The following is a 10,641-nucleotide window of genomic DNA, read 5'->3' as shown; positions in this document are numbered from 1 at the left end:
ACCCGTGCTGCCGCCGTGAAAGGGCGGAGTCCTAGGCCGCTAGACGATGGGGACCTGTGCCCGTTGGGACGTCGAAACTATAGGGGAGATTCCGGCGCGCTCCAAATCCGTATGCCGTCCACCTGGCACCCCAGGGGCCGCACCCTTCCCGGGTGGCTGAGACCCCCGACCCGCCCCCCTCGAGCGGGCACCGATGCCGTGTCGAGCGGGCACCGACGCCGTGTCGAGCGGGGCGACAACTCGCCGTCCAGGGGGCGACAACTCCCCGTCCAGCGGGCACCAGGTCATCTGCCGGCCCAAGCAAGGACGTCCTCGGCATGCCACGTCGTCACGACCCGCTTGGCCGGGATCCCGAGCCGCTCCGCCCGCTCGCAACCGAGGTACTTCAGGTCGAGCTGTCCGGGGGCGTGGGCGTCGGAGTCGATGGCGAACAGGCAGCCGAGGTCTCGAGCCAGCTCGATGAGCTCGTCCGGAGGATCGCACCGCTCGGGACGAGAGTTGATCTCGACGGCGACGTCGTGCTCGAGGCAGGCGCGGAAGACCTTCTCGGCGTCGAACGTCGAGGGCGGCCGGGTCCCGCGGCCGCCCGTGACGAGCCGACCGGTGCAGTGAGCCAGCACGTTGGTGCGCGGGTTGCGCACCGCGGCGACCATGCGCGGGGTCAGCTCGAACGACGGCTGGCGCAGCTTCGAATGGATCGATGCGGTGACGACGTCGAGCCGGCCGAGCAGGTCGTCGTCCTGGTCGAGGGTGCCGTCGAGGTGAATGTCGACCTCGATGCCCGGCAGGAGCCGGAACGAGCCGGACACGCTGGCGTTGATCGCCTCGACCCGGACGAGCTGCTGCTCGAGCCGCTCCCGGGACAGACCGCCCGCGACCGTGAGGCGGGGGGAGTGGTCGGTCAGGGCCATCCACTCCTGGCCGAGCTCAACCGCCGAGAGGACCATCTCCTCGATCGGGCTGCCGCCGTCGCTCCAGTTCGAGTGGACGTGCAGATCGCCGGCGAGGGCCGCGTAGAGCTCCGAGCCCTCCCAGGCCGACTCGTCACCGTGCTCGCGCTCCACGGTGGTGAGATAGCGCGGCACCTCGCCGCGGAGCGCCTCGGTGATGATCGCCGCGCTGGTGTCGCCGATCCCCTTCAGCTGCTTGAGCGTGCCGGACTCGGCTCGCTGGCTCAGCTCGGCCTCGGGGATCAGCCGGATGGACTCGAGAGTGCGCCTGAGCGCATCGACCCGGTAGTGGCTCTGACGAGCGCGCTCGAGCAGGAAACAGATCCGCCGGAGCGCCTCGACCGGCGTCATCGGTGCCTCGGGTCGCGCCGGTTGTCTCACGTTCCCATCCGTCAGCGCTGCAGCGGCGACAGGGTCGAGCCGCCGGGCAGCATCCGCCCAGGAGTGTGCGAGGTGTCGACGAGGATGGTCACGAGGTCGGGGCCGACCAGCGACTCGATCACGCCGTGGGGTTTGCCCATCGTCGTCACGACGACCCGGTTGGTCCGGGCGTCGATCTTCACCCCGAGGACGGCGACTCCCTTGACCTGCAGGCCGACTCGCGCGGCGTCTATCGTGGCCACCGCGTCGCGCAGCTGCCGGATCGAGTGCGTCACGGTCCGGAACTCGATGTCCGACCCGGCCGGCACGTTCGAGCGCACCATCGCCTCGAGCTCGGCGTCAGGGCGGGTCACGCAGACCACGAGGTGCGTGTTGGCGGCGTCGGCGGCATACGTGCCCGCGAAGAGCTCGGGGAAGCGGACCTCGAGGGTCGGCGCGAGGGTCTCCATCGCGGCGCGCACCGGGGTCATCGGCCCGCTGAACCAACCCGAGAGGTCACGAGCCGGCGGCATGCCGCCCCGAAGCGCTGCGCCCGGCGGAGCCGAGGTCGGCGTGCGCTCGCTCCGTGCCTTCTCGCTCTGCATGGTGACTCCTTCCGGAACCGCACCCGCCGAGGTCGCGGCATCCTGTCCTTGGTGCCCGGTGACCCAGATGCCGCCCACGCTACCCGCGATGACGACCGCTGCCGCCGCGCCGAGCAGACCGGAGCGGCGTCGGTGCGCGCGGGCACGCCCACGGTTGAGCGCGCGCTCGGCGAAGAGGTCGTCGCGGGGTGGTTCGAGGTCGTTCACGGCGCCCAAGGCCTTCCGAAGTTGTTGTTCGCTCATGTCAGGGCTCCGTTCAGGGGCGGTTCGGTGAGCCGGTTGCGCAGGGCGGCGAGCCCCCGCGAGATCTGGCTCTTGATCGTGCCCTCGGCGACGCCGGTGCATTCGGCGATCTGCGGCACGGTCAGGTCGTCCCAGAACCGGAGCACCAGGACCGCCCGCTGCCGCTCGGGCAGCCCGTCGAGCAGCTCGGTCAGGGTCATCGCGAGCTCCCGGTCGTGCTCGCTCGACGCGGCCTCGGGCACGGTGTCCGTCAGTACCTCCCGGTGTCGCTTGCGCTGGGTGTTCAGGTAGAGGTTGAGCATCGTGCGGCGCGTGTACGCCTCGTGTGCGCCCACACCGATCCGTGGCCATGCGACGTACACCCGCGCGAGTGCTTCCTGCACGAGCTCGTCGCCGTCGGCCCAGCGGCCGCAGAGCAGGAACGCCCGTCGCCGCAGCACGTCCTGTCGCGCGGCCACGAACTCGCGGTAGGCGTCCTCGTCCCTGCGTCTCATCGGCTCCCCGGCATCGTCGGTCGGCTCCTCCAGTCTCCTACCCGTTCAGACACGCGAGCGGGCCGCTTCGTTGCATCAGCTTCCCTGCGGCATCCGTATGCCGCTCACCGCGCCCCCGCCAAGCAACTCACCGAAGAGCAGCCAGGTTCGACGGTTGCAACCGTCGGACTTGGATCGACAGTGCACTTCCTCGCATCGAGAGTGCAGCAATCCTGTTCGACAGTGCCCTTCTTCGCATCGAGAGTGCAGTTGTCCGGATCGAGAGTGCAGTTGTCCGGATCGAGAGTGCAGCAATCCTGTTCGAGAGTGCAGTTGTCCGGATCGAGAGTGCAGCGGACCTGGCCGACTCCTGATCCGGTAGTGGCCTGGCCTTGCGTGTCGCGTCGCCGCTCATGTCGCAAGGAGCTGGGGTGCGTGTGCTCAGCGTGGGCAGGTCGCGCGACATGAGAAGCGACATGACGGGTCACCCTGACCTGACGCGCGGCCTGCGACGGGAGCGGGTCGACGGGCCGACGCTCGCGCCGAAGCCCGGTTGAGGAAAGCGGACAACTCGGCCGGGCGGTCGCCCCACTCGGTGTGTCGGGTGGGGCCTTCGTCGGGCGTGTGGCCGGTGCGTCGGCCGGGTCGGCGGGCAGACGACCGGCCTCACGCGGCGGAAGAGCGGGATCACGCGGCGGTGGACTCGAGCCGGAGCAGGAATGCCTTCGCCTCAGGTCCGCCGAGGTAACCGCCCGGCGTGCCATCGGAGCGGACCACCCGGTGGCACGGCACGACGAGCGGGACCGGGTTGTGGGCGCAGGCGGACCCGACTGCCCGCACGGCCCGGGGGCGTCCCGCGGAGGCGGCGACGGCGGCATACGAGCGGGTCGCGCCGTAGGGGATCTGGCGCAGCTGTCCAAGCACGTCGAGGCGGAAGCCGTGCGCGAGCCGCAGGTCGACGGGCACCTCGAAGGCGCGGCGGCGTCCGGCGAAGTACTCGCCGAGCTGCTCGGCCATCCCGGCGATACCGTTGGGGTCGTGCAGGACTCGCGGGCCGATGAGGGTGGCCAGGGACTCGAGGACGGCGTCGCGGCCCTCGGACTCGAAGGCGAGGCGGACGAGCCCGGCCGGCGTCGCGGCGAGCAGGAGGGGCCCGATCGGGGAGTCGACGACGCGGTAGGTCAGGTCGACGAGGTCCCGCTCGGCGGCACCACGCACGAGCTGGCCGTGCAGGCGGTCGAGGTGCTGCTCGTCGTCGGGGGTGGGAACGGTCAGGGGGTCGAGGACGGTGTCAGGCATGGGTCTCACGCTCCAGGCTGGGTAGGTAGGTGCGGCGCAGGGTTGCGATGCCGTCGGCGCTGGCGCGGCGGGCGGCCGCTGCCGTGCCGCCGACGATGCGGGCGACCTCGGGGTGCGGCAGGCCGGCGACGTGGTGATACGCGACGCAGAGCCGTTGCCTGTCGGGCAGGGCGGCCAGGGCACGCCAGAGGTCGTGGTCGGGCAGCGCCGGGCCGCCGTCGCCGAGCTGCCCACCCGCCGGCTCGGGGATCGTCGGAACCGGCACGGGCGCGCGCTGGCGAGCCCGGATGACGTCGATCGCCTTGCGGTGCGCGATGGTGACGAGCCAGGCCCGGACGTCGGCGTCGTCGGGCAGGTCGGGCCAGGCGCGCAGCGCCGCCAGGAAGGTCTCGGACCACGCATCGTCGGCGTCGACCGGGCCGAGCACGGCTCGGCACACGCGCAGCACGAGTCCGCCGTGCTCCGCGACGGCCTGCTCGAAGGGGTGTCTCATGTCTTGTCAACGCCCCGTAGCGCGGAAGTGTGAGGTCACGCGCGCGCCACGCCGTCAGAAGAGCCGGCCGGCCGTGTCCGCAGCGGGCTCCTCGAGCGCAAGGAGGAAGCGCTTGCGGTGCAGGCCGCCGGCATAGCCGGTGAGGCTGCCGTCGGCCCCGACAACCCGGTGGCACGGGATGATGATGGAGATCGGGTTGTGCCCGTTGGCGTGGCCGACCGCCTGCGCGAGGTTGCGGTCGCCGAGCGTCCGGGCCAGGGCGCCATACGTCGTCGTCTCGCCGTAGGGGATGGCGCGCAGCAGCGCCCACACGCGCTGGGCGAACTCGTCACCGGCGGGCGCGAGGGGCAGGTCGAAGTCGCGGCAATCGTGCCGGAAGTACTCGTCGAGCTGCCGGATCGCCGACGCGAAGGGCTCCTCTGCGGCGTCTGCTGCTTCGCCGTACAGGGACGCGTCGGTGGGCCGGTACTTCTCGGCGTCCATGTGGACGCGCGTGATCGCACCGCCATCGGCGACGATGGTCAGCTCACCGATGGGGGAGTCGGTGACGACGTGTCGTGGCGTCATGGGCCGCCTCTCGGACTGAACCGACTTCGGGCGGTGCCGCCGTGCGGAGCATCACCCCCAGCCAACTCCTCACCGGCCTGCTCCCCACCGGCCTGCTCCCCACCGGCCTGGTCACCACTGGCATCGCGCGCCGACTCCTGCGCCGCGACGATGTCTGGATGGGTCGGGATCGGGAACTCGGCCGCGTAGTCGCCATAGGCGCGGGGATCCTCCGAGGGCTCGAGGTGGCAGGTCAGGGTGACGTCCTCGACGGCTCGGTGCACTGCCGCCTCGACATCCTCCATGAGGTCGTGGCCGCGTTGCACCGACCAGGCGCCCGGCACGAGGACGTGGACCTCGGCGAACCGGTGATGGCCCGACACCCGGGTGCGCAGCCCGTGGAAGTGGACCTCCTTGGTGACATAGTCGGAGATGACTTCGGCGATGGTCTTGTTGTCCTCCTTCGACATCGCGATGTCCATCAGGCCCTCGACGGACTGCTGGAGCAGCTTCCACCCGGTGAAGATGATGTTGAGGCCGACGAGGAAGGCGACGATGGGGTCGAGCCGCTCGACACCGGTGAGGGCGACGAGCAGCACCCCGACGATGACGCCGGCGGAGGTCCACACATCGGTCATCAGGTGCTTGCCGTCGGCCACGAGGGTCAGCGAGCGGTGCTGTCGTCCGGCCCGGAGCAGGACGAGGGCCACGACGCCGTTGACGACGGACGCGACGACCGAGACGCCGAGGCCGATGCCGACGTTGTCGATCGGCTGTGGGTGCAGAAAGCGCTCGACGGCGGACCACATGATGACGACCGCCGCTATGAAGATCATCTGGCCCTCGAGGGCGGCTGAGAAGTACTCCGCCTTGGTGTGCCCGAAGTGGTGGTTCTTGTCCGGCGGCATCGCCGCGACCCGCAGCGCGATGAGCACGGCGATCGCCGCGACGAGGTTGACGACCGACTCGGCGGCGTCGGACAGCAGCCCCACCGAACCGGTCAGCTGCCATGCGAGACCCTTGAGGGTGATCGTGACGATCGCGGCCGCGATGGACAGGTAGGCGAAGCGGGTCAGGTCCCGGGTCGGTGGGGCCTGCTCCGGCGTCGCAGGGGGCGGAGTGCGGGGCACGTGGTCATTCTCGCAAAGGCCACCGACACCGACATCCGGCGAGGATCGGGTTTGTCTCCTCACCGCCGGGGGTACCACCCGGCCACCCGATGAATCGAAACGAAGGGAGACTTCGATGGGTGCCACCGACAAGGCCAAGAACGCCATGGAGGACATGAAGGGCAAGGCCAAGGAGGCCTTGGGCGACATGACCGACGACGAGTCGAAGCAGGCCGAGGGTCAGACCGACCAGGCGAAGGCCGACGCCAAGCAGCGCGGCGAGAAGGTCAAGGATGCCGGGCGTGACGTCAAGGACGCCTTCGACCGCTGAGGCCGCACGAGCAGGTGCGCACGTGCTCCGGTCCAGCCACGTGCGCACCGCCACGTCTCGAGCGGGCCGCATTGAGCGGCATACTGACCATTCCGTATGCCGCCGAGTCGGCTTGCGAGGTGGCTGACCCAACGTCTGGCGCGGCAGGCCCGACCCTGCTTGGATGGTCTCAACAGGGTTCAGGAGCAGGTGGTCATCATGACGACAAGTCAGTCCACGACGTCGCCGAGCAGTCACGCGACCCGGCGCACCGTTCGATATATCGCAGCGGCCGCATCCGCGGTTGTTGCGCTGCTCTACGTCGTCCTCATGCTGCTCGTCAAGGGTGCTGAGCTACAGCCGGGCGCGACCGATACGACGACCTACGGCGGTTATCTCGGGCTCGCGGTCGCCTACTTCATCGGGGCGGTGATCCTCGCCTCCGTCGACAACCGCATGCTCCACCTCCTCGGGGCCGCCGTGCAGGTCGTCGTCATTCTGCTCTTCATCGCCTTCGGGGTCGGTCTGCTCGGCCAGGGCGCATTGTCGAACCCTGCCATCAGCCACCTCCCGCTCGGTCTCTGGGCAGCGGTGATCACCGGCGCCCAGGTACTGCTGCTCGCGATGCTCGGCTACCTGGCCGACAACCGGCACCGTCCTGTGGCGACCGCCTGATAAGGCAAGGACTGGGAGGGGCCTTCCCTCGTGGTCAGGGCGCCGCGGGCATGCCGCTCCGGTGTGGAGCGGCGGCTCCGGCAGAGGCTGTTCGTCGGCTCCGGGGACAGGGGCCGAGGCGCACGGGCGGGCTCGGGCATCTGACAGGCGTTGGTCGGACACAACAAGTCCGCCTCGAGCCTGCGGACGCTGCACGTGGCGATGGCAGAGACCTGACTTGTTGTGTTCTTCCGCCCGCCTGCGCGGCTGATGCGAGCTCCCTGCCACGTTGCCCCCACCGGAGGGGTGAACCGCGCTGGGGGTCGATCAGTCCCGCGGCTCGGGCTCCCGTCCCAGCACTCTCGGTGGATGGGCCTGCCGTGCGATGGCCGTCGTGGCGCGCGGGACGAAGCGCGGTTCGAGGACGATCTCTCGTGGTACCGCGCGTCGCCCTTCGAGCCGCTCGACGACCGCTCGCTCGCTGAGTCCGGTGGCGGCGCCATCATGGACATCGGCGCACACGCCATCGACGCTCTCCAGTTCGTCGCGGGTCCGGTGACCGCGGTCCGTGGCGCCTGCCTGAGCACGGTGATCACCAAGCGGCCGGTCCCCCGCTGGGACGGCCGTCGGCCACGGGCCGCAGAGACGACGGGGGAGTACGCCGAGGTCACCAACGACGACATCGCCGTGGTCCTGCTCGAGATGGAAGGCGGCGGCGTCGCCCACCTCGAGGTCAGCAGGGTCGCGGCCGGGATGCCGAACTCTCTCGGGGTGACCGTCTACGGCTCGGCGGGACATGCACGCTTCGACTCCATCTCCGGCGGGGAGTTCCACATCTTCCAGACCGGCGCGGTAGATCTGCGCACGAACGGGCCGCGGCGGGGCCGCGATCGACAAGAAGGTCGATGCCATCGCGGTCACCGATCCGAACACTGGAGCACTCGGCCCGAGCATCGAGAAGATCGAGCAAGCAAACATTCCGTTCGTCATGCTCAACGCCGGCCAGGCCGACGCCTTCCAGCTCGGCGCGCTTGGCTACTTCAGCCAGAGTGAGGCCGACGCCGGCCTCGCCGCCGGGGAGCGGCTCGCGAAGGATGGCGCAAGGCACGTGCTGTGCGTCATCCACTCCCAGGGACAGACCCAGCTCGAGGCCCGGTGCGACGGTATCGCCAAGGGGCTCGGGACGACCGGAAAGCTCGACCGGCTCTACGTTCGGGGCGAGGACCCGACCGACGTCACGACCAAGATCAACGCTGCCCTGACCCAGGATCCGAGCGTGGACTGGATCGTCACCCTGGCGGCCACGCACGCGATCCAGGACGGCAAGATCGCCTGGGCCGTCGACCAGCAGCCCTACCTGCAGGGCTACCTCGCCGTGGACAGCCTGTGGCTCTTCAAGACGAACGGCAACACCATCGGCGGGGGGAGCCCACCGCGACTGGTCCGGCCTTCGTGGACAAGACGAACGTCGCAGCGGTCGCGAAGTTCGCGGCCAACGGCACGCGCTGACGGCGAGGACCGGCCTGGTATGGCGCTGAGGGGGCTCTCGACGCTCCGCCCATGACGGGCAAGTGCCAAATGTGCCCAAACCGGCTCGGAGTGACAAGGGGATGGGAAGGCCCGATGCACTGTACGAAGGATGACCTGCGGAAACGTGGGGTGGGCCCCGTCGGGCTCGAACCGACGACCAGCGGATTAAAAGTCCGATGCTCTACCAACTGAGCTAGAGGCCCGGGGGTCGGTAGTCGATCGGGATCACCCTCCATACCTGCGTCGCTCGATCAGTCCGACCCGCCGGTTCCCAGTATGCCGGACCATCGTCGACAGTGCGGACGCCGATTCGCGCCCCCGGACGGCCGGGATGCCGCTCGCTCACCCGGTCACCCGCGCGTACGTGCAGCTCGGCAGGGCGTGCGACGAGGTCGGGGGCGCCCGGCCCGTCCGAGCGGGTCTCCTTCTGGATTTCCGTGGACTGGATGGCGTGCTCCTCGGCAACAGCGTCACCGGTGGTCGTGGCGGCGGCTGCGGCGGATCTCCAACGTGATCAGCCGGGCGCTGCGCCGAGTGCCATGGTTGGGTGCACGACTGATGCATAGTCGCGGGTGCTGCCCCTCGGGACCGAAGGCAGCGCGGCGGGAATGGTGCCACTGTCAGCCCGGTCGGCATCGGGATCAGGGCGGCAGGACTGAACCTGGTCGAGCCGTAGGTCAGCACCCTCCCCGCCAGCTCATTCGGCGGTCGACCTCACTCAGCGGTCGACGGCACGCTCCAGCTCGGCCTTGGACATCGTCGACCGTCCCTTGATGTTCTGGCGGCGGGCATCCTCGTACAGCTGCTTCTTCGTCCGTCCGCCTTCTCCCCGGTGCGATCGCAACCCTCCGCGCCGGCTCGAGGAGATGTCGTCGACGGACGTCCGGCTTCTCGTCTCGGACTCGCCCGCCCGGGCCCGATCCTTGTTGACCGTGCGTGCGGCGATCTCCTCCGCGTCGGACTCCGAGTGCCCACGTGAGAGCAGGCCGTCCTTGATGTGCCGGTACTCCCGCTCGCGCTTCGCGCTCCAGGCCTGCTGTGGCATGTCGCCGCCTCCTGAGGTGATCTTTCGTCCTTGGGTTCGAAGGTGGACTCCCAGGTTCGGGCCGTCCCGGATCGGCTCTCCCGCAACCGCGCACGCCTGACAGGCACCCTGTCAGTCCCGGATGCGGGACCGAGCCGCGCCTGAGGAGACTGGTCGTCGAGCCGGCCGTCATGGCGTTCACTTACCCACGTCGGCCGCCCCGAGCGCATCGGAGACAGGACTTCCGGTGTCCCTGGCGGATGAGGGTATGACGTCCACGTGCTCGAGCGGGCGAGGCGTGCGCACAGACTTCATGGGCGCTGGGGCTCGCGGGTTCTCGAGGTGCTTCCGGTGACCTCCCCCACCACCCACCCGATCCGCCGCAATCCGGCGTCCGTGCTCAGTGGGCTCGGTCCGCCTCTCCTACGGGGCGGCCCACGATCATCGAGTCGAGCAGCGCGGCATCGAACGTCTCCGCCGTCTCTGGATCGAGCTGGGCACCCAGCCCGTCGAGGACCGCCGTGAAGAAGCATCGGGCTGAGACGGCGAAGACGACGTCCGCGATGTCGGCGTCCGACAGCCCGGCGGCGCGCAGACGGTCCACGTCCTGCGCCGAGACGGACGCGGCGTCGGCCGCGACCGCACCGGCGAACTCGTACACCGCGCGGTCTTGGGCATCGAGGCCGGCGCCGTCGGTCTGCTCGCCGATCGAGCGCATGGCCGTCTCGTCCCCGCACACGTCCCGGAGGAACTTCGAGTGCGCCGCGGTGCAGTAGGTGCTCCGCCGGGCCCGTGCGGCGGCGATCGTCGCGATCTCGAAGCGGCGCCGGTCCATCCCGTCGCGGATGGTCGCGTTCAAGGTGTTCCACGCTCCGGCCACGTCCGGACGGCTCGAGAAGGCCGCGGTGTAGTTCGGCAGGAAGCCCCACGCTGCGCGCTGAGCCCGGTAGTACTCGGCTAGCTCGCCTTCGGCCGTGCTCTCGGCCACGCTGCTGATGAACATCCCCGGATTGTCCTCCTGCGAAAGGGCGGGGGGAAGGGCATC

The 10,641-nt window shown here is 69.9% G+C and carries 13 protein-coding genes, 1 tRNA gene and 1 pseudogene; 5 read left to right on the top strand and 10 right to left on the bottom strand.

Features of this window, described 5'->3' with window-relative positions:
* Window positions 1-284: 284 nt before the first annotated feature.
* The 3 genes from L0H79_RS16725 to L0H79_RS16715 are packed head-to-tail and all read right to left on the bottom strand — an operon-like array spanning window position 285 to window position 2,652.
* A complete protein-coding gene (locus tag L0H79_RS16725; RefSeq protein WP_301485785.1) occupies window positions 285-1,301 on the bottom strand; it encodes a PHP domain-containing protein in 1,017 nt (338 codons plus the stop codon).
* Window positions 1,302-1,342: 41 nt separating this feature from the next.
* Window positions 1,343-2,158 (bottom strand): alpha-lytic protease prodomain-containing protein, encoded by an 816-nt coding sequence (locus L0H79_RS16720; RefSeq protein WP_301485783.1) that lies wholly within the window; start codon window positions 2,156-2,158, stop codon window positions 1,343-1,345.
* Window positions 2,155-2,652 (bottom strand): SigE family RNA polymerase sigma factor, encoded by a 498-nt coding sequence (locus L0H79_RS16715; protein ID WP_301485782.1) that lies wholly within the window; start codon window positions 2,650-2,652, stop codon window positions 2,155-2,157. The genes L0H79_RS16720 and L0H79_RS16715 overlap by 4 nt, the downstream gene beginning before the upstream one ends.
* A 410-nt stretch (window positions 2,653-3,062) precedes the next feature.
* Here L0H79_RS16715 and L0H79_RS16710 point away from each other — a divergent pair, with 410 nt between their 5' ends.
* The gene (locus L0H79_RS16710; protein ID WP_301485781.1) at window positions 3,063-3,188 is read left to right on the top strand and encodes a hypothetical protein; all 126 of its coding nucleotides are present in this window, start codon (window positions 3,063-3,065) and stop codon (window positions 3,186-3,188) included.
* Window positions 3,189-3,318: 130 nt separating this feature from the next.
* Here the strand turns inward: L0H79_RS16710 and L0H79_RS16705 are convergent, their stop codons facing one another.
* Genes L0H79_RS16705 through L0H79_RS16690 form a run of 4 tightly spaced genes read right to left on the bottom strand, consistent with a single transcriptional unit; the run spans window position 3,319 to window position 6,099 of the window.
* Window positions 3,319-3,930 carry a methylated-DNA--[protein]-cysteine S-methyltransferase gene (locus L0H79_RS16705; RefSeq protein WP_301485780.1) on the bottom strand — a complete coding sequence of 204 codons (612 nt, stop codon included), beginning with the start codon at window positions 3,928-3,930 and terminating at the stop codon, window positions 3,319-3,321.
* A complete protein-coding gene (locus tag L0H79_RS16700; protein ID WP_301485779.1) occupies window positions 3,923-4,423 on the bottom strand; it encodes an RNA polymerase sigma factor in 501 nt (166 codons plus the stop codon). Before L0H79_RS16700 ends, L0H79_RS16705 begins: the two co-directional genes overlap by 8 nt.
* A gap of 54 nt (window positions 4,424-4,477) precedes the next feature.
* Window positions 4,478-4,990, bottom strand: coding sequence for a methylated-DNA--[protein]-cysteine S-methyltransferase (locus L0H79_RS16695; RefSeq protein ID WP_301485778.1), 513 nt, complete (start codon window positions 4,988-4,990; stop codon window positions 4,478-4,480).
* A complete protein-coding gene (locus L0H79_RS16690) occupies window positions 4,987-6,099 on the bottom strand; it encodes a cation diffusion facilitator family transporter (RefSeq protein ID WP_301485777.1) in 1,113 nt (370 codons plus the stop codon). Before L0H79_RS16690 ends, L0H79_RS16695 begins: the two co-directional genes overlap by 4 nt.
* A gap of 115 nt (window positions 6,100-6,214) precedes the next feature.
* Here L0H79_RS16690 and L0H79_RS16685 point away from each other — a divergent pair, with 115 nt between their 5' ends.
* From L0H79_RS16685 to L0H79_RS16670, 4 genes and pseudogenes are all read left to right on the top strand, one after another.
* A complete protein-coding gene (locus L0H79_RS16685) occupies window positions 6,215-6,409 on the top strand; it encodes a CsbD family protein (RefSeq protein WP_301485776.1) in 195 nt (64 codons plus the stop codon).
* Between the two features lie 198 nt (window positions 6,410-6,607).
* On the top strand, window positions 6,608-7,063 hold the full coding sequence (locus L0H79_RS16680) for a hypothetical protein (RefSeq protein ID WP_301485775.1): 456 nt from the start codon (window positions 6,608-6,610) through the stop codon (window positions 7,061-7,063).
* Window positions 7,064-7,312: 249 nt separating this feature from the next.
* A pseudogene (locus L0H79_RS16675) lies at window positions 7,313-7,861 on the top strand (Gfo/Idh/MocA family oxidoreductase); the annotation flags it as partial.
* A gap of 37 nt (window positions 7,862-7,898) precedes the next feature.
* Window positions 7,899-8,606: a substrate-binding domain-containing protein gene (locus tag L0H79_RS16670; protein ID WP_367652484.1), complete on the top strand. Its 708-nt coding sequence runs from the start codon at window positions 7,899-7,901 to the stop codon at window positions 8,604-8,606.
* A gap of 96 nt (window positions 8,607-8,702) precedes the next feature.
* Here the strand turns inward: L0H79_RS16670 and L0H79_RS16665 are convergent.
* From L0H79_RS16665 to L0H79_RS16655, 3 genes are all read right to left on the bottom strand, one after another.
* Window positions 8,703-8,775, bottom strand: a tRNA-Lys gene (locus L0H79_RS16665).
* A 515-nt stretch (window positions 8,776-9,290) separates the two neighbouring features.
* Window positions 9,291-9,617, bottom strand: coding sequence for a plasmid stabilization protein (locus L0H79_RS16660; RefSeq protein WP_301485774.1), 327 nt, complete (start codon window positions 9,615-9,617; stop codon window positions 9,291-9,293).
* Window positions 9,618-9,996: 379 nt separating this feature from the next.
* Window positions 9,997-10,641, bottom strand: a 645-nt coding sequence (locus L0H79_RS16655) for a carboxymuconolactone decarboxylase family protein (RefSeq protein WP_301485773.1), incomplete at its 5' end; no start/stop codon positions are given.

This window comes from Intrasporangium sp. (assembly GCF_030452765.1).
Lineage (GTDB): Bacteria > Actinomycetota > Actinomycetes > Actinomycetales > Dermatophilaceae > Intrasporangium_A.
The sequence above is the reverse complement of the archived record's forward strand: the minus strand, read 5'-3'. Positions and strand labels throughout refer to the sequence as shown.

What these genes read in the sequence shown, in the direction of transcription:
- L0H79_RS16680 (WP_301485775.1), top strand. Translation starts at nt 6,608, where the DNA reads ATGACGACAAGTCAGTCCACGACGTCGCCGAGCAGTCACGCGACCCGG.
- L0H79_RS16720 (WP_301485783.1), bottom strand. Translation starts at nt 2,158, where the DNA reads ATGAGCGAACAACAACTTCGGAAGGCCTTGGGCGCCGTGAACGACCTC.
- L0H79_RS16725 (WP_301485785.1), bottom strand. Translation starts at nt 1,301, where the DNA reads ATGACGCCGGTCGAGGCGCTCCGGCGGATCTGTTTCCTGCTCGAGCGC.
- L0H79_RS16660 (WP_301485774.1), bottom strand. Translation starts at nt 9,617, where the DNA reads ATGCCACAGCAGGCCTGGAGCGCGAAGCGCGAGCGGGAGTACCGGCAC.
- L0H79_RS16700 (WP_301485779.1), bottom strand. Translation starts at nt 4,423, where the DNA reads ATGAGACACCCCTTCGAGCAGGCCGTCGCGGAGCACGGCGGACTCGTG.
- L0H79_RS16715 (WP_301485782.1), bottom strand. Translation starts at nt 2,652, where the DNA reads ATGAGACGCAGGGACGAGGACGCCTACCGCGAGTTCGTGGCCGCGCGA.
- L0H79_RS16695 (WP_301485778.1), bottom strand. Translation starts at nt 4,990, where the DNA reads ATGACGCCACGACACGTCGTCACCGACTCCCCCATCGGTGAGCTGACC.
- L0H79_RS16685 (WP_301485776.1), top strand. Translation starts at nt 6,215, where the DNA reads ATGGGTGCCACCGACAAGGCCAAGAACGCCATGGAGGACATGAAGGGC.
- L0H79_RS16705 (WP_301485780.1), bottom strand. Translation starts at nt 3,930, where the DNA reads ATGCCTGACACCGTCCTCGACCCCCTGACCGTTCCCACCCCCGACGAC.